The organism is Roseibium sp. Sym1, from assembly GCF_027359675.1.
Taxonomy (GTDB): Bacteria; Pseudomonadota; Alphaproteobacteria; order Rhizobiales; family Stappiaceae; genus Roseibium.
In genome coordinates, this window is sequence record NZ_CP114786.1 from 4,436,917 (window position 1) to 4,455,850 (window position 18,934).

General features: G+C 61.6%; 18 protein-coding genes and 1 pseudogene. 9 read left to right on the forward strand and 10 right to left on the reverse strand.

The features are described from left to right. Positions 1–21: 21 nt before the first annotated feature. The 8 genes from napH to folE all read right to left on the reverse strand — a co-directional run bounded on the left by napH (position 22) and on the right by folE (position 6,552). Positions 22–933 (reverse strand): quinol dehydrogenase ferredoxin subunit NapH, encoded by a 912-nt coding sequence (gene napH / locus O6760_RS20215; RefSeq protein WP_269581506.1) that lies wholly within the window; start codon positions 931–933, stop codon positions 22–24. Next, positions 930–1,748 (reverse strand): ferredoxin-type protein NapG, encoded by an 819-nt coding sequence (gene napG / locus O6760_RS20220; RefSeq protein WP_269581507.1) that lies wholly within the window; start codon positions 1,746–1,748, stop codon positions 930–932. Before napG ends, napH begins: the two co-directional genes overlap by 4 nt. Positions 1,749–1,769: 21 nt before the next feature. Further along, a complete protein-coding gene (gene napA, locus O6760_RS20225) occupies positions 1,770–4,262 on the reverse strand; it encodes a nitrate reductase catalytic subunit NapA (protein WP_269581508.1) in 2,493 nt (830 codons plus the stop codon). Continuing rightward, entirely contained in the window at positions 4,249–4,623 is a 375-nt protein-coding gene (locus O6760_RS20230; RefSeq protein WP_269581509.1) for a chaperone NapD, read from the reverse strand. The genes napA and O6760_RS20230 overlap by 14 nt, the downstream gene beginning before the upstream one ends. Further along, positions 4,548–5,069: a ferredoxin-type protein NapF gene (napF, locus tag O6760_RS33460; protein ID WP_442969811.1), complete on the reverse strand. Its 522-nt coding sequence runs from the start codon at positions 5,067–5,069 to the stop codon at positions 4,548–4,550. Before napF ends, O6760_RS20230 begins: the two co-directional genes overlap by 76 nt. A gap of 4 nt (positions 5,070–5,073) precedes the next feature. Continuing rightward, a complete protein-coding gene (locus O6760_RS20235; RefSeq protein ID WP_269581510.1) occupies positions 5,074–5,229 on the reverse strand; it encodes a hypothetical protein in 156 nt (51 codons plus the stop codon). Between the two features lie 189 nt (positions 5,230–5,418). After that, entirely contained in the window at positions 5,419–5,874 is a 456-nt protein-coding gene (hisI, locus tag O6760_RS20240) for a phosphoribosyl-AMP cyclohydrolase (protein WP_269581511.1), read from the reverse strand. 45 nt (positions 5,875–5,919) lie between these two features. After that, positions 5,920–6,552: a GTP cyclohydrolase I FolE gene (gene folE, locus O6760_RS20245; protein WP_269581512.1), complete on the reverse strand. Its 633-nt coding sequence runs from the start codon at positions 6,550–6,552 to the stop codon at positions 5,920–5,922. A 288-nt stretch (positions 6,553–6,840) separates the two neighbouring features. On the opposite strand from folE, the gene O6760_RS20250 reads away from it, so the two are divergent. The 3 genes from O6760_RS20250 to O6760_RS20260 all read left to right on the forward strand — a co-directional run bounded on the left by O6760_RS20250 (position 6,841) and on the right by O6760_RS20260 (position 9,541). Continuing rightward, positions 6,841–7,293, forward strand: a complete 453-nt coding sequence (locus tag O6760_RS20250) for an iron-sulfur cluster assembly scaffold protein (protein ID WP_269581513.1) — start codon at positions 6,841–6,843, stop codon at positions 7,291–7,293. A gap of 26 nt (positions 7,294–7,319) precedes the next feature. Continuing rightward, positions 7,320–7,670: a membrane protein insertion efficiency factor YidD gene (gene yidD / locus O6760_RS20255; RefSeq protein ID WP_269581514.1), complete on the forward strand. Its 351-nt coding sequence runs from the start codon at positions 7,320–7,322 to the stop codon at positions 7,668–7,670. A 107-nt stretch (positions 7,671–7,777) separates the two neighbouring features. Continuing rightward, complete coding sequence (locus O6760_RS20260; protein ID WP_269586321.1) at positions 7,778–9,541, forward strand: B12-binding domain-containing radical SAM protein; 1,764 nt, start codon at positions 7,778–7,780, stop codon at positions 9,539–9,541. Between the two features lie 3 nt (positions 9,542–9,544). On the opposite strand, the gene O6760_RS20265 is transcribed toward O6760_RS20260, so the two are convergent. Further along, the gene (locus tag O6760_RS20265; RefSeq protein ID WP_269581515.1) at positions 9,545–10,435 is read right to left on the reverse strand and encodes a DMT family transporter; all 891 of its coding nucleotides are present in this window, start codon (positions 10,433–10,435) and stop codon (positions 9,545–9,547) included. A gap of 128 nt (positions 10,436–10,563) precedes the next feature. Here O6760_RS20265 and O6760_RS20270 point away from each other — a divergent pair, with 128 nt between their 5' ends. From O6760_RS20270 to O6760_RS20290, 5 genes and pseudogenes are all read left to right on the forward strand, one after another. After that, positions 10,564–11,022 carry an Lrp/AsnC family transcriptional regulator gene (locus O6760_RS20270; protein ID WP_269581516.1) on the forward strand — a complete coding sequence of 153 codons (459 nt, stop codon included), beginning with the start codon at positions 10,564–10,566 and terminating at the stop codon, positions 11,020–11,022. A 228-nt stretch (positions 11,023–11,250) separates the two neighbouring features. Then, positions 11,251–12,381: a peptidase C39 family protein gene (locus tag O6760_RS20275; protein ID WP_269581517.1), complete on the forward strand. Its 1,131-nt coding sequence runs from the start codon at positions 11,251–11,253 to the stop codon at positions 12,379–12,381. A 4-nt stretch (positions 12,382–12,385) separates the two neighbouring features. Further along, positions 12,386–13,851 (forward strand): annotated as a pseudogene (locus tag O6760_RS20280) (RimK family protein). A 137-nt stretch (positions 13,852–13,988) separates the two neighbouring features. After that, positions 13,989–15,959 (forward strand): threonine--tRNA ligase, encoded by a 1,971-nt coding sequence (thrS, locus tag O6760_RS20285; protein ID WP_269586322.1) that lies wholly within the window; start codon positions 13,989–13,991, stop codon positions 15,957–15,959. 164 nt (positions 15,960–16,123) lie between these two features. Further along, complete coding sequence (locus O6760_RS20290; protein WP_269581518.1) at positions 16,124–16,972, forward strand: lysophospholipid acyltransferase family protein; 849 nt, start codon at positions 16,124–16,126, stop codon at positions 16,970–16,972. An 88-nt stretch (positions 16,973–17,060) separates the two neighbouring features. Here O6760_RS20290 and O6760_RS20295 read toward each other — a convergent pair whose 3' ends face one another. Next, positions 17,061–18,158 carry a hypothetical protein gene (locus O6760_RS20295; protein WP_269581519.1) on the reverse strand — a complete coding sequence of 366 codons (1,098 nt, stop codon included), beginning with the start codon at positions 18,156–18,158 and terminating at the stop codon, positions 17,061–17,063. 178 nt (positions 18,159–18,336) lie between these two features. Between O6760_RS20295 and O6760_RS20300 the strand changes: the two genes are divergently transcribed. After that, positions 18,337–18,933 (forward strand): nitroreductase family protein, encoded by a 597-nt coding sequence (locus O6760_RS20300; RefSeq protein WP_269581520.1) that lies wholly within the window; start codon positions 18,337–18,339, stop codon positions 18,931–18,933. Position 18,934 lies beyond the last annotated feature (1 nt).

The following is an 18,934-nucleotide window of genomic DNA, read 5'->3' on the forward strand; positions in this document are numbered from 1 at the left end:
GTCAATTCTCCGTTGCTCCGTTCAAGCGGCGTATTCTGATGGCGCGTCCGCTGCCGGCTTGGCAGCCTCCCCGACGCGTTGGTCAAATCGGTGGGTGAAGGCGAAAACATCGACCGCGCAGATATCTATGCAGCGGCCGCAATTGGTGCAGTCAGGTGACAGGATCACGGGTGTCTCGCCCGGCTTGCCCTTCAAGGCGGGCGATATGACGTGGTTTTCCGGACAGACGGCGTAGCAGTCCATGCAATCGTCGCATGCGGCGCGATTTGCGGCGCTCACGCGCAGCACGCTCTTGCTGCCGACGAGGCCGTAAAAAGCGCCGACGGGACAGATATGGCTGCACCAACCGCGCCGGGAGACCACAAGGTCGAACAGGAACACGGCCGCAACGACGGCCCAGGCAAAGCCCATGCCGAAGATCAGGCCGCGGTGCACGATCGTGACCGGATTGACCATTTCCCAGGCGATCGTACCCGTCAGCGCGCTGACCATGAGAACGGTGCCCAGCACCCAAAGGCGTGTCGAGCGTTTCGGTTGCCAGCCTTTTTGCAGGCCAAGACGGTCATGCAGCCAATGGGCGGCATCCGTTACCGGATTGATCGGGCAGACCCAGGAGCAATAGACCCTTCCGCCGACAAGCGCATAGACGGCCAGCACAATCACCGCGCCGACCAGGGCCGTCAGCTCGGGCAGATGACCTGCGGCGATGCTTTGCAGCAGGACCAGCGGGTCCGTCAGCGGCAGCACGTCGAATGTGCGCGATCCGGCAAGCGTGCCGGCGACCCACCAGATGCCGAACCAGGGACCGAGCAGAAACAGGCCAAGAAAGAAGGCCTGAGACAGGCGGCGGAGCACGAGATAGCGATGCGCTGCGAACCAGCCCTTGACCCGGGTCGCCTCCTGGCCGGTCGGAAGCCTTGTCTTGGCGCTCATTGGCTACCTCCGGGCAGCTTGAAAGCCGGTTCGAAGCCGCCGGCGGCATCCGGCGCACTGCCGGCTGGAGCCGGCATCCGGTCGGGCAGATCGATGATGCCTTCGACGAGCGGGGCGCCCTTGCGCTCCTTCTCTTCCCAGCCCTTGCGGTAATGGTCGGCGGAAGATCCCCGCGCCAGACGCGTCGGCAGGACCTTGATGGCGGCTTCGGGCAAGACGCAGCTCTTTTCACACAGGCCGCAGCCCGTGCAGTAGTCGGCATGAACCGTCGGGGCGAAAAGGGCGTGTTTGCCGGACCGCGAATTGTGCGACGTCTCCAGCGTGATGGCTTCGTCGATCACCGGGCAGACCCGGTAACAGACATCGCAGCGCAGGCCGAGAAAATTGAGGCAATTCTCCTGGTCCACGAGAACGGCGGTTCCCATGCGGGCATCGTCGATCGTCTTCAAGGCAGGATCGAGCGCACCGGTCGGGCAGGCGACGACGCAGGGGATGTCTTCGCACATCTCGCAGGGCACATCGCGCGCCGTGAAATAGGGCGTTCCGGTGGCCGGGCCGTCCTCGCCGAGTTCGGCCAGCTTCAGCGTGTCGTAAGGGCAGTCCCGCACGCACAGTCCGCACCGGATACAGGCCGACAGGAAGTCGGCCTCCGGCATGGCTCCGGGGGGGCGCAGGGCCTCCGCGGGCAGAGCGCGGGCATCACGCGCCACATAGGCCAGGAAGGTGCCCGCAACCGCACAGCCACCGGCGACGCGCGCCGTTTCCGTCAGGAAACGGCGGCGGTCGGGAGACTTTGGCTGCGAGGTGGCGGACATGGCTGGCTACCTTGGTGCGCTTCAGGCGCGTTCGACCTTACAGGCGCATTTCTTGAAGTCGGTTTCCTTCGACAGCGGGCAGGTCGCGTCGAGTGTCAGCTTGTTGATGAGCTGGCTCTCGTCGAACCACGGCACGAACACCAGACCTTGCGGCGGCTTGTTGCGCCCCCGGGTCTCGACCCTTGTGAGCATTTCTCCCCGGCGGGTGGAAATCAGGATTTCCTGGCCGCGGCGCAGGTCGCGCGCCCGGGCATCGTCCGGATGCATGTAGCAGACGGCCGACGGAAAGGCCCGATGAAGTTCCGGCACCCGTCGGGTCATGGAACCGGAATGCCAGTGCTCCAGGACGCGGCCGGTGCACAGCCACAGATCGAATTCCTCGTCGGGGCTTTCCGCGGCAACCTCGTAAGGTGCGAAGATGATGTTCGCCTTGCCGTCCGGCTTTCCGTAGAACTGGACGCCCTTGCCTTCCTCGACATAGGGATCATAGCCCTCGCGGAAACGGTAGAGCGTCTCCTTGCCGTCGACCACAGGCCAGCGCAGCCCGCGTGCCTGGTGGTAGGTCTCGAACGGTGCCAGATCATGACCATGACCGCGGCCGAAGCCGGCATATTCCTCGAACAGGCCCTTCTGGACATAAAAGCCGAAATGCTCGGATTCGTCGTTGTGGAAGCCTTCCGCCGTCTCCGAGACCGGGTATTTGTCGACGACGCCATTCCTGAACAGGACTTCGTAAAGCGTCTTGCCGGCCAGTTCCGGTTTCTTGGCAACCAGCTCCTCGCCCCAGGCCTCTTCAACCGTGAAGCGCTTGGAGAACTCCATGATCTGCCAGACATCCGACCTGGCTTCGCCCGGAGCCTGCACCTGCTGCCGCCAGAACTGGGTGCGGCGTTCCGCGTTGCCGTAGGCGCCTTCCTTTTCCACCCACATGGCGGTCGGCAGGATCAGGTCCCCGGCCAGGGCCGTCACGGTGGGGTAGGGATCGGACACGACGATGAAGTTTTCCGGGTTGCGATAACCCGGGAAGCCTTCCTCGTTCATGTTGGGCGCGGCCTGCATGTTGTTGTTGCACTGGACCCAGTAGGCGTTCAGCTCGCCGTCCTTCAGCTTGCGGTTCTGCAACACGGCGTGAAAGCCAGGCTTCGGCGGAATGGTGCCGGCCGGGACGTTCCAGGCGGTTTCACAGATCTCGCGGTGCTTGTCGTTGGCGACCACCATGTCCGCCGGCAGGCGGTGGGCAAAGGTGCCGACCTCGCGGGCCGTGCCACAGGCGGACGGCTGGCCGGTCAGCGAGAAGGGCGAGTTGCCCGGCTCCGAAATCTTGCCGGTCAGGAGATGCACGTTGTACATCAGTCCGTTGACCCAGGAGCCACGGGAATGCTGGTTGAAACCCATGGTCCACAGCGACATCACCTTGCGGTTCGGATCGGCATATTGCTGGGCCAGTTTCTCCAGCTGGGCAGCCGGAACGCCGGAGAGTTCGGAGACCTTGTCGACCGTGTACTCGGAAACCGCCGCGGCATATTCGTCGAAACTCATTTCCGACAGTTTGCCGGAATTCGGGTTGGCGGCCTCCATTTGGAGCGGGTTGTCGTCCCGCAGGCCGTACCCGATATCGGTATCCGTCTTCTTGATGTTCACATGGGCATTCAGGAAGTCCCAGTTCACCGCATCATTCTGGATGATGTAGTTGGCGATGTAGTTCAGGATCGCAAGGTCGGTCTGCGGCGCGAACACAAGGCCATTGTCGGCCAGTTCAAAGGAGCGGTGCTCATAGGTCGACAGGACGTGGACTTCGCAACCGGGCTTGGTCAGGCGGGTGTCGGTGAGGCGCGACCAGAGGATCGGGTGCATCTCGGCCATGTTCGAGCCCCAGAGCACGAAAGTGTCCGCATGCTCCAGGTCGTCGTAGCAGCCCATCGGCTCGTCGATGCCGAAGGCACGGATGAAGCCGACCACGGCGGAGGCCATGCAGTGGCGGGCGTTCGGGTCGATGTTGTTGGAACGCAGCCCGGCCTTCATGAACTTGGCTGCGGCATACCCTTCCCAGACGGTCCATTGTCCGGAGCCGAACATGCCGACCGAGGTCGGCCCCTTCTTCGCCAGCGCCGCCTTGAATTTCTCGGCCATGATATCGAAGGCTTCGTCCCAGCTCACCGGCTCGAACTCGCCGTTCTTGTCGAAGACGCCGTTTGTCTTGCGCAGCAGCGGCGTTGTCAGGCGGTCCTGGCCATACATGATCTTGGACAGGAAATATCCCTTGATACAGTTCAGGCCCCGGTTCACGGGGGCGTCCGGGTCGCCCTGGGTGGCGACAACCTGTCCTTCCTTGGTTCCGACAAGAACCGAGCACCCCGTCCCGCAGAATCGGCAGGGAGCCTTGTCCCAGCGGATATCAGCGGACCCGGGCTGTGAAAGAGCCGGGGTGTTGGTCAGTGTGATACCTGCGGCAGAGGCCGTCGCGGCAGCCGCGGTCGCCTTCAGAAATGTCCTGCGGGATTCAGAGGTTGTCATGAGTCTGGTCTCCGACTTGGCTAGATTGGGCTGGCAGAGAAGCAGTATCGTCCGCTGCAAGGTCTTCGAAATGATGGTAGGTGAGCGTGACTGAAATCACGCCCGGAATCTGGTGCATGGCCATGATCTGTTCCGAGGCCTTTTTCGTCTCCGTGTCCTCGACGACAACGACAAGACGGCCGTCTTCGCTGACCGCGTGAACTTCGACGCCATCCAATGCCTCAACTCCGCTGCGAACAGCGTCGGCCTTTTCAGCCGTTGCATGGACGAGGCAGCCGCAAATGTTCATGCTGTGACCTTCTTCGTTTGATCCTGGGATTGAATGATGCGGATCGCTTGAGCTGGGCAGGAGTGTGCGCATGCGCCGCACCCTGTGCATTGAGCAAAGTCAACCAGCGGTTCCGATATGCCGCCGAGTGCGAGCTTGAACCGGATGGCACGCGGTTCGCAGACGTCCTCGCACGTGCGGCACATGACGCCGTTCATGGAAAGGCAGGTGTTTTGAACCTCAGCCTTCCACGGCCAGTCGAGTTCTCGCGAGGAATCGATGGCATCCGTCGGACAGGCCTCGGCACACGCGCCGCAAAAGGTGCAGGCGCCCTTGTCGAAATTCAGAAAAGGGCGCTGGGTTTCCGAAAGTACGATGATTTTTTCAGGGCAGGCCGTGACGCAATCCGCACACCCGGTGCAATGCGCGGCTATCGACGCCTCATCGGACCGGGGGGGCCGGATGGAAACTTCCCGCGTTTGACGGGGCAATTTCAGGAACGCTCTGCGACTCGCAGAAAATGTCGGATCTGCAGACATGAGCTCAGCAGGCCGTCGAGCCGGGCAGCAACCGTGTCATCCGGACGACACCCGAGTCCTCGATGCCAGTGGCGACGGCAAAAACCGGTGCAAACGCAACGGCGGACAGGAAAAACACCAAACGTTGGTTTCGTTCGGCATGAACGCTGTCTTCCGCCATGGCCTCTCCCTCAAGCTTGCGGACACTGGAGGCGCACTTGTTTTGTTTCTTCGCACCCGGACAAATCTTAGGTGCAAGCTGAGGAGCGGTGATATAAGGGAAAATACGTAAAAATAATATTCAAATATTCGAAAGTATCAAATCGAATCAAGAGCTTGCGGGCATTCGCGGGTTTCTGTCCGGTGTGGGTCAGCTCTTGCCGTAGACGTCCGCGGGGTCATATACCTTGTTCGCCTCGACGCGTTCCAGACGCACATTGCCATTATCCGCAATGACGATCTTCCGGTAAAAACAGGAGCGGTAGCCGACGTGGCACGTGGCGCCATTGCCGGCGACGGAAACCTTCAGCACCAGGGCGTCCTGGTCGCAGTCGGTCAGGATTTCATGGACGGTCTGGACCTGGCCGGAGGTCTCGCCCTTTTTCCAGAAACTCTGCCGCGACCGGCTCCAGTACCAGGCTTCGCCGGTCTCGAGGGTCCGTTTCAGGGCCTCTGCGTTCATGTAGCCGACCATCAGGACATCACCGGTCGCAACATCTGTCACGACCGCGGCGATCAGGCCGTCGGCGTCGAATTTCGGCATCAACAGGTCGCCGTCCTCGACAGCTTTCTTGTCGCCGCGCTCGGTAAATTCAGCTTGACACATCTTGTGGAAGCCCTTGCCTTCGGGAAGACCGGCAAGGGGTAAAACCTATCCCTTGCCGCGCACCAGGGACATGAATTTGGCCTGCTCGGCCGCATCATCCTGGAACACGCCGGTGAACTGGGTGGTGATCGTTGAGACCCCCGGTTTCTGGACACCGCGCATGGTCATGCACTGATGCTCCGCTTCAAGCATCACCGCCAGGCCACGCGGCGCCAGCGCGTCGTCAATGACCGATGCAATCTGTGCCGTCAAGTTTTCCTGGGTCTGCAGGCGCTTGGCATAGATGTCGACGACGCGCGCCAGCTTGGACAGGCCGACGACACCTTCGGCCGGGTAATAGGCGATATGCGCCTCGCCGATAAAGGGCAGCATGTGGTGTTCACAATGGGAATGGAACGGAATGCCGCGCACCAGGACGATGTCCTGGTAACCGCCGACATCCTCGAAGGTCCGGGCGAGATGCTCGGCAGGGTCCTCGAAGTAACCGCTGTAGAGCTGGCTCAGCGCCTTGACGACACGCTTGGGCGTTTCGACAAGCCCTTCCCGGTCCGGATCGTCGCCGGTCCAGGCGAGAATCGTGCGAACGGCCGCCTCGGCCTCTTCCCGGCTTGGCCGATGCAACTGGTCCGGCGTCTTTCTGTCGAAGGTTTTTTCAACCGGCTTGAGGACAGCGTCCATTGGGATCCTCGCAACTTTACCCTTGTCACTCGTCATACGGCGCTCGCAGGTGCACAGATCATGAAGCCCGGGCGTCAGGGCCGCGGACATGTATCATACTCCACGCAAAATGCGAACGCACAGTTTCTGAGCGGGAGAAGCCGGTTTCAAGCGCCTTTGCGGCATTCAGGATGACCAACTGCGACCACTCTGCCCCTTGCGAAAACGCTGTGGCGTCTGATCTATATATAGGAAAGCTATGCGCCATCAATGTGTCGCGCATCACAGGCATTCACGAAGAGGCGAGTTATGCTCGACGACATTTACAATGCGAAGATTCTGGAGTTCGCCGGAAACATTCCGCGGATCGGACGGCTCGAGCATCCTGACGCCAGCGCCAAGGCCCATTCCAAACTGTGCGGGTCGACCGTGGTCGTCGATCTTTCCGTGAAGGACGGGGTCGTGACCGACTTCGCCCATGATGTGAAGGCCTGCGCGCTCGGCCAGGCATCGTCGTCGATCATGGCCCGAAACATCATAGGTGCAACCGCCGAGGAGTTGCGCGAGGTGCAAAAGACGATGCGCGCCATGTTGAAGGAAGGCGGCGAGCCGCCGACGGGGCGCTTCGCGGACCTGAAATTCCTGGAGCCCGTGCGAGAATACAAGGCGCGGCATGCGTCCACCTTGTTGACCTTCGACGCGGTCGTGGACGCGCTTGACCAGATCGAGGCCAAGGCGCCGGAAAACAGCGTGGTGGCGTAGCGGCACACCCAAAAGGCCGGGCAACCATGTGCGCTCCAGACCCACATCCTCCCAATTCCGGCGGACCGCTTTCCCTTCCGGGGCGGCTCGCAATCGGTCTCATCTGGCTCTACCGCCATTCTCTTTCGCTGATCATGGGACGAGGCTGCCGCTATGCGCCGACCTGCTCGGATTACACCGAACAGGCGATCCGAACCTTCGGCTTCTGGGCCGGAGGGTGGATCGGTCTGGCGCGGATCCTGAGATGCAATCCCTGGGGAGCCTCGGGCTTCGATCCGGTGCCTGAGAGCTTGCCGCAGGAGGCCGTCTGGTACTTGCCCTGGCGCTACGGCCGCTGGACCGGTGCGCATATTCCGGAAAAACATCGGCTCGACTGAGGCCAATTGGCTTATCGACCAAGAGATCATTGACCCGGCGGAAAGAGGGTGCAACGCTCTGGCCCAACAGGTGGAGGGCCAGAAACGTGCGCGACTTTCATTTCGTGATGATCAAGCCGACCCATTATGATGACGACGGCTATCCGATCCAGTGGTTGCGCTCAGCCATTCCCTCCAACACGCTGGCAAGTCTCAACGGTCTTGCGGAGGCGGTCCGTGACCGGAAGGCGCTGGGCGACGATGTGCGCATTCACCTGCATACTTATGACGAAACGAACAAGCGGGTGAGGCCCGAGAGGATCGCTCAGCAAATCCGAAAGGCCGGCGGCAAGGCCCTGGTCGCGCTGGTCGGCGTGCAATCGAACCAGTTTCCGCGGGCGACGGATCTGGCACGGAAGTTCCTCAAGGAGGGATTGCCGACGGCAATCGGCGGTTTTCACGTGTCCGGCTGCATTTCCATGCTCGACGAGATGCCGGAAGAGATGGTGCAGCTGCAGAAGGAAGGTGTCAGCTACTTTGCAGGCGAGGCGGAGGACCGGCGGCTCGATATGGTCTTTCGCGATGCGATCGCGGGCGATCTGAAGCCGCTCTACAATTTCATGGCCGATCTGCCTTCGCTCGAGGGAGAGCCGACGCCGATCCTGCCGACGAAACACATCCAGTTCACGGCCGGGTCCCATTCCAGCTTCGATCTCGGCCGGGGCTGTCCGTTCCAGTGTTCGTTCTGCACGATCATCAATGTTCAGGGACGCAAGAGCCGGTTCCGGTCCGCGGACGATCTGGAGCAGATCATTCGCGACAATGTCGCGCAAGGCATAGACCGTTTCTTCATCACCGACGACAATTTTGCCCGCAACCGGGAATGGGAACCGCTGTTCGACAGGCTGATCGAGCTGCGTGAAAAGGAAAAGTTCGACATCAAGTTCATCATCCAGGTGGATACGCTCTGTCACCGGATCGAGAATTTCATCGAAAAGGCAACGCGCGCCGGCGTGAACCGGGTGTTCATCGGCCTGGAGAATATCAACCCGGACAACCTGCTGGCGGCCAAGAAGCGCCAGAACAAGATCACCGAATACCGGGAGATGCTCCAGAAATGGCGCGCCCATGGCGCAACCACCTATGCCGGCTACATCATCGGCTTTCCGGGAGACACCAAGGCCTCCGTCCTGCACGATGTGGAGATCATCAAGAAGGAGCTGCCGCTCGACCTGCTGGAGTTCTTCTACCTGACGCCGCTGCCGGGCTCCGAGGATCACAAGGTTCTGCTCGACAAGGGCATCTGGATGGATCCGGATCTCAACAAGTACGACCTCAACCACCGTGTCAGCCACCACCCGAAGATGAGCGACACGGAGTGGGAGGAGGCCTATCACGCGGCCTGGGAAAGCTATTATTCGGACGAGCACATCGAGACCGTGCTGCGCCGGGCGGCGGCGCACAGAAAAGGCCGGCCCGGCAACAAGCTGTTCCTGATGATGTGGTTCAAGCTGATGGTGGAATGCGAGGGCGTACATCCGCTGGAGGGCGGCTATTTCCGCCTGAAATTCCGCTCCGACCGCCGCAGCACGCTGCCGCGTGAAAATCCGCTGGTGTTCTATCCGCGCTATCTTGGCGAGATCGTCTACAAGCACTGGGCTTACGTGTCGTCCGTCTGGCGGGTCTACCGGATCTACCGGCGCGTGAAGGCGGATCCGAACCGTCGTGCCTATTCGGACCTCGCGATCGCGCCGCTTGATACGTCCGGCGAAGAGGACCTGGCAATGATCAAGGAAACGCGCGGTGGCACGGAGGCCGTTGCCAAACAGGTCCGCGACGCCGCCTTGCGCAAGGCGGGCAAGGACCGGGCAAAGGCCGCCGCCGGATCGTAAAAGTCAGACGGCTGCCTTCTTGGTTCTCACGAGGCGCCAACCGAAGGTCATGCCCATGGCCGCGAGAATGATCGCGCCGGCACCGACAAGCTGCAGGGCCTGCAGCTTGTGGCCAAAGGCGGCATAATCGACCAGGATCGCCACCACGGGATAAATGAACGAAAAGGCACCCTGCAGGTAGGTCGGCAGTTTCTGAACCGCGCCGTACATCAGGATATACATGATGCCCGTATGCACCGCGCCGAGTGTCAGCAGTGCACCCCAGGCCGTGGTGCCTGCGGGCAAGGCGGTCCAGCTGACAAACGGGGCCAGCATCAGGATACCGACGCAGACCTGGATCAGGGCGATCAGCTGCGGCGGGGTGCCGGTCAGTTTCTTGGTCAGCAGGGCGGCGACGGCCCAGAAGAAGGCGGCGCCAAGGGCCAGGGCAATTCCAAGGGCGTAGTTGGTGCCCGCGTAATCCGCGCTGCCGGACTTTGTCTGGACGATGAGAACCACTCCGGCAAAGGCCAGAGCCAGCCAGGCGAGTTTGGTCGCCGTCATGCGCTCGCCCAGAAACAGGACGCCGAAGCCGACCAGAATGAAGGGCTGGGTGTTGTAGACCGCCGTTGCAACACCGATCGAGGCCTCGCCATAGGCGCTGAACAGCATCGCCCAGTTGACCACGATGGCGACACCGCCGACGGCCGCAACCCCAGCCTGTTTCCAGGTGAGCTGCCGACGGATCAAGCCTTGCATCGTGCAGATCACCAGCAGCGCCAATGCTCCGAAGGCGCAGCGCCAGAAGACAACGTCGATCGCTCCCTGACCGGACAGAACAACAAACAGTCCAATGGTGCCGAGAATGGTCATGGCGGCGGTCATTTCGGCCGCGCCGCGCAGGGTTGTGTCCAATGTTGCCTCCTTGGAAATTCAATGAGGCAAGTGTGGCAAGGCGCATTCATCGATTCTATTCTCAAAATTAGGAAAATTTCCGATATTCTCTTATTTTGGAAGGTTCTTGAGCCTGAATAGGTGACTTTATGAAAATCGATGACGCGGACCGCAAAATTATCGAAGCCCTGATCAGGGATGCGCGGATGTCGCTGAAGGAGCTCGCGGCAGAGGCCGGTCTGTCGTCCCCCGGCGTCTCGGAACGGATCCGGCGCTTGCAGGACAGGGGTGTCATCCGCGGGTTTACCGCAGACATCGATCCCAAGGCGCTGGGCTACGGTTTGCAGGCGATTGTCCGAATCCGGCCGCTTCCCGGAAAACTGCATATCGTTCGGCAATTGATCCAGGACATCCCCGAATTCTGCGAATGCGACAAGGTGACCGGGGATGACTGTTTCGTTGCCCGCCTGGCGGTGCCGTCGATCGAGCTCCTGGACGATATTCTCGACAAGATTTCCGACAAGGCCGAAACAAGCACTTCAATCGTGAAATCACAGCCGATCCGGCGGCGTCCGCCGCCACTGGTCGTGGCGGAGCGCAAAAGCTGACAGAGCTCCGGTTCGGTCTTTTTCGGAAGTCTCGAAACACGCAGCTTCGGCGCGTTCCAAAATTGTGGTGCCGCGCCGAAAATACAGAATGACAGACCCGTCAAATCGGCGTATTTGCCTTGGCGCCGCCGATCGGTCTGACGTGAGGGCATTGCCCCTTTCAGACCGTCGCCAATATTGGATGGCTGCCGGGCGCGGCACACCGGTTGATGGGGCTCCCGAAGCGCCATGAACAATGCTCTTCCCCAGGCCGGAACCGGGGACATTGTGATCCGCAAGGCCGCGCTTGCCGACCTCGCCGATCTGCTTCGCATTGAAAACAGCGTCTTTGATGGCGACAGGATCTCCCGCAGAAGCTTCAAGCGGTTCCTTGAGAGCCCGGGCGCCTGCGTTCTTGTCGCCTGCGATGAACACTCCGTTGTCGGCTATGCGCTGCTGCTTTTGCGCGCCGGCACGGCACTGGCCCGGCTCTATTCGCTGGCGACTGCGCCCGGGTGCAGAGGGCAGGGCCTTGGGGCGAGGCTCCTCGAGGCCGCCGAAGCGGCGGCCTTCGACCACGACCGCATTGTTCTGCGTCTCGAGGTGCGCGCGGACAACGCCGCTGCGCAAAAACTCTATTCGGGTTTCGGCTACCGGCAGATCGGACAGGTTCCGGGCTATTACGACGATGGCTGCGCGGCACTGCGCCTGGAAAAGCTCCTGCATGGACCGAAACTCGGAACGGGCAGGGCGCCCTACTATTCCCAGACCACCGATTTCACCTGCGGTCCTGCCTGTGCGCTGATGGCGCTGAGCGGTTTTGACGACAGGATCACCGCCGGACCGCTGGAGGAACTGGACCTGTGGCGTGAAGCGACAACCATCTATCTGGCTTCGGGACACGGCGGTTGCGGCCCCTTCGGGCTTGCCAATGCGCTTGCCCGGCGCGGGCTCAAGGTGGAAGTGCGCCTGGCGCCGGACGGACCCCTGTTCCTGGCGTCCGTGCGCAATCCTGAAAAGCGCAAGATCCTGAAGCTCGTCCAGGAAGGCTACCGCGCGGAAGCGCTGCGCCTTGGGATTTCCCGCTCGGATCAGCCCTTGGAGGCCGCCGGGCTTGGGAAAGCTGTCGCGGCCGGAGCGTTCGCGATCGTTCTCATTTCCGGTTACCGCATGTTCGGTCAGAAGGTTCCGCACTGGGTGCTGGTTCACGGCGCGGACGAAAGGCACCTGATCGTTCACGATCCCTGGCTGGAACACGAGCGTCACGAGAGCCCGGCCGATGCCGCCAACCTGCCCATTCCCCATGCCGAATTCGACCGCATGGCCCGCTGGGGCCGAAGCGCGGTCCGTGCGCAGATCCTGATAGAGAAGGACGCCTGATCCGATGTCTTCCTGGGTCATTCTGGTCGATCATCTGAAAGACCTCTCCAACACCGAAACACCGCACAAGGTGATGACGGTGAAGGACTACCTGACGCATCCGAAGCTTTTTGCCGGTGCCAAGCCGACCATTCTCAACCTGTCGCGTTCCTATGCCTATCAGGGCGCGGGCTACTATGCCTCGCTGCTGGCCGAAGCGCGCCAGCACCGGGTGGTGCCGGGTGTCGAAACCATGATCGAACTCTCGCGCAAGCAGCTCTACCAGCATGCTCTGCCCGAGCTGGAGGACCGGCTCAACCGCTGTCTGCGCAAGATGGGGGACGTGGATGCCGGTCAGCTCAAGCGGATCCTGGTCCATCTCGGCCAAATCGATGACGGCCGGCTCGAACCTTTCGCGCGGCTGTTGTTCGACTGGTTCCGGGCACCGGTTCTGGAGGTCCTTCTGGAAGAAGGCGACTGGCGCGCAATCCGGCGGATCCGTGTTCTGGCCGTCAATGACCTGTCTGCGGACGAGCGCGCCCGTTTTGTCGCGGCGATCGACAGCTACACGACCCGGCCCTGGCGCGCGCCCAAGCAGCGTGCCGTCATGAAATACGCCCTGGCGGTGCTGTCCGATCCGAAGGAGGTGTTGCCGCCAAGCTCGGTTGCCTCGCTGAAGCACATGGCCAGGATTGCGGCCCGGCACGGCGTGGAGGTGGTCCCCATCGGCAAGGGCGACCTGGACAAACTGGCGCATACGACGCGCTGTTCATTCGCGAGACAACCAATATCGACAACCACACCTACCGCTTCGCACGCCGGGCGGTGCAGGAAGGCATGCCGGTGATCGACGATCCCGTGTCGATGATCCGTTGCACCAACAAGGTCTACCTGACGGAACTGCTCGCCAGCCACGGCATCGCCACGCCGAAAACCGTCGTGTTGTCCTCTCTGAAAGAAGCCGGAGACCTGGAAGCGCAGCTTGGGTCGCCCGTGGTGCTGAAAATCCCGGACGGATCCTTCAGCCGCGGTGTCTTCCGCGTTGCCGGAGACGAGGAGATCCGCGGGAAACTGAAGGAACTGTTCCAGGACAGCGCCATCCTCTTGGCACAGGAATACTGCCCGACCGATTTCGACTGGCGCATCGGCGTGCTTGACGGCGAGCCGCTGTTCGCCTGCCAGTACCAGATGGCCAAGAAACACTGGCAGATCGTGCGCCATGAGAGCGGCAAGAAATCGGTCGAGGGCGGACACCTGTCTGTCCCGCTGGCGGAGGCGCCTCCAGCCGTCGTGGAGATTGCCGTGCGCGCGGCCCGTCTGATCGGAGACGGCTTTTACGGTGTCGACCTGAAGGTCATCGGCGACCGGATCGTCGTCATCGAGGTCAATGACAACCCGAACCTCGAACACGGTGTCGAGGATCAGGCCGACAAGGATGCCGTCTGGGACCAGGTGATCCGCTGGTTCGTGCGCCGTCTGGAGACGCGCTGACATCATTGTGGCCAGAAATTCAAGGCAAAAGCCTCGGAAAAGGTTGCCCGAACAGGCTGAATCCCGTATGCCCGGCCCGTTCCGAACCCTTGAACAGCTTACCTGCCTTGTCTGCAGGAGTGAGCAGGAGAGACATGATGATTCAGCTGACTTTCCCCGACAATTCCGTGCGTGACTACGACCAGGGCACCACCGGCCTTGCCGTCGCCGAGGGCATTTCGAAATCGCTGGCCAAGAAGGCCGTGGCGATGACCCTCGACGGAGACCTCAAGGATCTGTCAGATCCGATCACCGGAAACCACCAGATCGAGATCGTCACGAGAGACGATCCGCGTGCTCTGGAACTGATCCGCCACGACGCGGCGCATGTGATGGCCGAAGCCGTGCAGGAACTGTGGCCGGGCACCCAGGTGACCATCGGACCGGTGATCGAGAACGGGTTCTACTACGATTTCAAGCGCGTGCATCCGGACAGCGGCGACGACTGGCCGTTCCATCCCGACGAGCTGCCGGTGATCGAGAAGAAGATGCGCGAGATCATCGCGCGCGGTGCGCAGTTCACCAAGGAAATCTGGAGCCGCGAGGAAGCCAAGACCTATTTTGCCGCCAAGGGCGAGGACTACAAGGTCGAGCTGGTCGACGCGATCCCGGAAGACCAGGAGCTGAAGATCTACAAGCAGGGCCAGTGGCTGGACCTGTGCCGGGGACCGCACATGGTCTCCACCAAACAGATCGGCGATGCTTTCAAGCTGATGAAGGTGGCCGGCGCCTATTGGCGCGGCGACTCGAACAACGAGATGCTGTCGCGCATCTATGCCACCGCCTGGCACAATGAGAAGGAGCTGAAAGGCTACCTTCACATGCTCGAGGAAGCCGAAAAGCGCGACCACCGCAAGCTCGGCCGGGAGATGGACCTGTTCCACTTCCAGGAAGAGGGACCGGGCGTGGTCTTCTGGCACCCGAAGGGCTGGGACATGTTCCAGAACCTGATCGCGTACAAGCGCCGGGTGTTGAAGGACACCTACAAGGAGGTCAACGCGCCGCAGGTGCTGCACACCTCGCTGTGGGAGACCTCCGGTCACTGGGGCTGGTACAAGGAAAACATGTTCGCGGTCCAGTCCGCCGATCCGGACGCGGAAGACGCACGCACCTTCGCGCTGAAGCCGATGAACTGCCCCGGTCACGTCCAGATCTTCAAGCACGGCCTGAAGAGCTACCGCGACCTGCCGCTGCGCCTCGCCGAGTTCGGTGTCGTGCACCGGTACGAGCCGTCGGGTGCGCTGCACGGGCTGATGCGTGTGCGCGGCTTCACCCAGGACGATGCCCATGTCTTCTGCACCGAAGAGCAGATGGCGGACGAGTGCCTGAAGATCAACGACCTGATCCTGTCGGTCTACAAGGATTTCGGCTTTGACGAGATCGTCGTCAAACTGTCGACCCGCCCGGAAAAGCGCGTTGGCTCCGACGAGGCGTGGGATCATGCCGAAGCGATCATGGGCGATGTGCTGAAGCAGATCGAGGCCCAGTCCGGAGGCCGGGTTAAGACCGACATCCTGCCGGGGGAAGGGGCGTTTTACGGCCCGAAATTCGAATACACCCTGCGCGATGCCATCGGCCGCGAATGGCAGTGCGGCACCACCCAGGTGGATTTCAACCTGCCGGAACGCTTCGGCGCGTTCTATGTCGACAGCGACGGCGAGAAGAAGACACCGGTGATGATCCACCGGGCGATCTGCGGTTCGATGGAACGCTTCCTCGGCATCCTGATCGAGAACTATGCCGGTCATTTCCCGCTGTGGTTCGCGCCGCAGCAGATCGTGGTCGCGACGATCACGTCCGAAGCCGATGCCTATGGCCAGGAAGTCGCCGACATGCTCAAGGCCAAGGGGCTGAAGGTTGAGACCGATTTCCGCAACGAGAAGATCAACTACAAGGTCCGCGAACATTCTCTGGCCAAGGTTCCGGTGATCATCGTCTGCGGCATGCGCGAAGCGGAAGAGCGCACGGTCAATGTCCGCCGTCTCGGCTCCAAGGACCAGACCTCCATGGGGCTCGACGAAGCAATCGCGGCCTTTGTCGAGGAAGCGACCCCGCCGGACCTGAAGTAAGGCGATTGCCGTCGGTCCAGGTGAAATGTGACAGTTTGCGCATTGTCCTTCCATGCGGGCATAGCGCCGGTTTGAAGGGCAATGCGCCGTCACAATCGTGAAACAGAATATCTGGTATCGGGTAGAAACTTTGCCGGACGTTTCGAGAGGCCAAGACGACCACCGTGGACCACGCCGAATTCAGTTATGCCAATCCGGACCATCATCCGCTGAAGCGGTGGACGATCCGTGCCATTGAAGGCCTGTCCGGCCGCCGCAAGCTGGTCGACACCTACGAGGTCTGGAAAAGCACGATTGTCGGCACGTCCGACTTTATCTGGAACGATCTTCTCGGCCTGATCAACCTGAATGTCGCCGTGGCGGATGGCGAATGGCCACCGGAGAACCTGCCTGATGGGCCGCTGGTGCTGATCGCCAACCACCCCTACGGGATCGGAGACGGTCTGGCGATTCTCGCGCTGGCGGAGAAACTGAACCGTCCGTTCAAGATCCTCATCAACAACGAGCTCCTGAAGGTTCCGGAAGTCCGGCCGTTCTCGCTGCCGGTCGATTTCGAGGAAACCAAGGACGCGCTGAAGACGAACATGGCCACCCGCAAGGAGGCGCTGCGCCTACTTGAGGGCGGCACCACGATCATCGTCTTCCCCGGAGGCGGTGTCGCCACGGCGGCCAAGCCCTTCGGCCGGGCCGAGGAACTTCCCTGGAAGACCTTCACCGCCAGGATGATCCGCGCCTCCAGGGCGACGGTGCTGCCGCTCTATTTCGACGGCCAGAATTCCTGGCTGTTCCATCTCGTCAGCAGATATTCGCTGACCCTTCGCCTGGCACTGCTGGTGCGCGAGTTCCGGCGCATCCTGGGCAAGGTGATGACCGCCCGCGCCGGCCGGCCAATCCCTTTCGAGACCCTGTCCGGTTTCGGCGACCAGAAAGAGATCATGGATTTCCTGCAGACCAGGGTCCTGGAAATGGCCCCGGCCGACACCAGGAAACGCCTGCTTGGACGGCGGCATTAGGCGCACTCTCTCAAACGCTGCGCCTCAACCGGACACGGTTGGCCAAGCCACGGGATGACAGAAACAAATGACGTAACTTGATTTGAAGTCAGTTGTTTGCGGTCGTCTGCTGGCCCGACAGTTCGCTCAGCGAGGTGACCACCTCGACTTCACGGTCATTGCCGGGGTCGACCTTGAACGTGTGCAGATAGGTCTTGCCGTTGTTGCGGGCCAGCGCTTCGTACTCACCTTCGGCCAGGACGAAGTCGGGGAAGGCACCGGTCGCTTCCACGACCACGTCGCCGCCCGGGCTGAGCACGGACCAGGTGGTGTTGGCGATTGCCTCGCCGCCGCGCTCGTTGACCAGTTTCAGGGTGATGCCGGCGGCCTTGTGGAAGATGGTTGCCTCGGTCAGCTTGCCGGGCAGAACCTGAATATCGGCGCGCACGACCGCGTTGACGTCACCGTAGCGGCTGACAACGTGATAGGTGTCGGCGCCGAGGCGGACGATGGATCCCGGCTTGACGTTTCTTGCGATCACGTTGCGTTCGCCGCGCTGGTTGAAATCCATGCCGAAAATGTCGAAGGAGACCGGTTTGCCGTCAAGGTCGTCGCCGTCCTTGAGCGCGGCGCCGAACTTGATGCCGCCGGCGTTGAGCGTGACCATCTTGGACTGGACTTCCTTGCCGATCACGATGCGGTTGGTGGCTTGCGCGAAACCATAGGCCGTGTGGATCAGGTAGGTGCCCGGATCAAGACGGAATTCCGCATCGCCGCCCTTCGAGGTCGCGACCAGCTGGAGCCGTCCGTCGGCATTGGTGACCTCGGAAAAAATCCGCCAGATCAGGCCATCATCGAGCGGCGGGCTGTCCGGGGTGAGCTTGGCAAGGAGATAGAGAGCGCCTTGCTGCAGGCCGCTGCCGAGGCCGGGCGCAGCGGTGGTGGTGGGCGCGTAGGGCAGGGGCGTGTCGGAAAAGAGCGGCTCCGGTTCCCGGTCCAGCAGATTGATGATCGGGTTTTCAGGTGCCGTCGGCGGCGCGTTGGGGTCCGGTTTGCCGGCCGGAACTGGCGGCAGCTCCTCGGTCTGTGCCAGAGACGTGCCGGAAAGGCCCGCCGAGAGGGCGGCGCAAAGCATCGCGCACAGTGCTGCGCCCCTGACGGCGCGCTTCAATGCCGATCGGCCTGATACGGTTTCGGTCTTCAACATGCCCACTTCATTATCATTGTGGTTCGAAAAATATAACCAGTGTTTTTGTTACATGCCCCGTTGCTTCCCTAATGGGCCTGAAATTTGGGCAAATTCAAGACCCCACCTTCAAAGTTGACAATTACGGTCAATGAATTAGGTGGAACATGTCAATTCAACACGCGGGACAGGACCATCCATGCCGAGTTCGTTCAAAGGGTCTCCGGAAACACTGGCGTTCTTGCGCGGGCGCCGGTCACATCCTGCCGTCACCATGACCGGCCCCGGCCCGAGCGACGACGAGGTCAGGGATATTCTGACCATCGCGGCACGGGTTCCGGATCATGGCAAACTGGCGCCCTGGCGGTTCATTCTCTACCGGCCGGAAAGCGGGGCCCGGATCGGTGCGTGGCTGGTTGACCGGTATGAAGCCCTCAACGGGCCGCTTTCCGGAGAGCCCCGCGAAAAGGAGCTTACCCGCTTCACACGGTCTCCGCTGGTCGTCGGTGTGGTCAGCCGGGCGGCGGAACACCCGAAGATACCGGTCTGGGAACAGCAGCTTTCCGCCGGCGCCGTCTGCATGAATCTCGTTACCGCGGCTTCCGCCAGCGGCTTCGTGTCTCAGTGGCTGACGGAATGGTACGCATTCGACGACGATGCTTCCCGCTATCTCGGAGCCCGTTCCGGGGAACGCTTCGCCGGGTTCGTTCATATCGGCACCGCGACCCAACACCCCGTCGAGCGGCAACGTCCCGAGCTCGACGACCTGATGACCAACTGGACCGAGACCAACTGAC

What these genes read in the sequence shown, in the direction of transcription:
- napH (WP_269581506.1), bottom strand. Translation starts at nt 933, where the DNA reads ATGAGCGCCAAGACAAGGCTTCCGACCGGCCAGGAGGCGACCCGGGTC.
- napG (WP_269581507.1), bottom strand. Translation starts at nt 1,748, where the DNA reads ATGTCCGCCACCTCGCAGCCAAAGTCTCCCGACCGCCGCCGTTTCCTG.
- napA (WP_269581508.1), bottom strand. Translation starts at nt 4,262, where the DNA reads ATGACAACCTCTGAATCCCGCAGGACATTTCTGAAGGCGACCGCGGCT.
- O6760_RS20230 (WP_269581509.1), bottom strand. Translation starts at nt 4,623, where the DNA reads ATGCGCACACTCCTGCCCAGCTCAAGCGATCCGCATCATTCAATCCCA.
- napF (WP_442969811.1), bottom strand. Translation starts at nt 5,069, where the DNA reads ATGTCTGCAGATCCGACATTTTCTGCGAGTCGCAGAGCGTTCCTGAAA.
- O6760_RS20235 (WP_269581510.1), bottom strand. Translation starts at nt 5,229, where the DNA reads ATGGCGGAAGACAGCGTTCATGCCGAACGAAACCAACGTTTGGTGTTT.
- hisI (WP_269581511.1), bottom strand. Translation starts at nt 5,874, where the DNA reads ATGTGTCAAGCTGAATTTACCGAGCGCGGCGACAAGAAAGCTGTCGAG.
- folE (WP_269581512.1), bottom strand. Translation starts at nt 6,552, where the DNA reads ATGGACGCTGTCCTCAAGCCGGTTGAAAAAACCTTCGACAGAAAGACG.
- O6760_RS20250 (WP_269581513.1), top strand. Translation starts at nt 6,841, where the DNA reads ATGCTCGACGACATTTACAATGCGAAGATTCTGGAGTTCGCCGGAAAC.
- yidD (WP_269581514.1), top strand. Translation starts at nt 7,320, where the DNA reads ATGTGCGCTCCAGACCCACATCCTCCCAATTCCGGCGGACCGCTTTCC.
- O6760_RS20260 (WP_269586321.1), top strand. Translation starts at nt 7,778, where the DNA reads ATGATCAAGCCGACCCATTATGATGACGACGGCTATCCGATCCAGTGG.
- O6760_RS20270 (WP_269581516.1), top strand. Translation starts at nt 10,564, where the DNA reads ATGAAAATCGATGACGCGGACCGCAAAATTATCGAAGCCCTGATCAGG.
- O6760_RS20275 (WP_269581517.1), top strand. Translation starts at nt 11,251, where the DNA reads ATGAACAATGCTCTTCCCCAGGCCGGAACCGGGGACATTGTGATCCGC.
- thrS (WP_269586322.1), top strand. Translation starts at nt 13,989, where the DNA reads ATGATTCAGCTGACTTTCCCCGACAATTCCGTGCGTGACTACGACCAG.
- O6760_RS20295 (WP_269581519.1), bottom strand. Translation starts at nt 18,158, where the DNA reads ATGTTGAAGACCGAAACCGTATCAGGCCGATCGGCATTGAAGCGCGCC.
- O6760_RS20300 (WP_269581520.1), top strand. Translation starts at nt 18,337, where the DNA reads ATGCCGAGTTCGTTCAAAGGGTCTCCGGAAACACTGGCGTTCTTGCGC.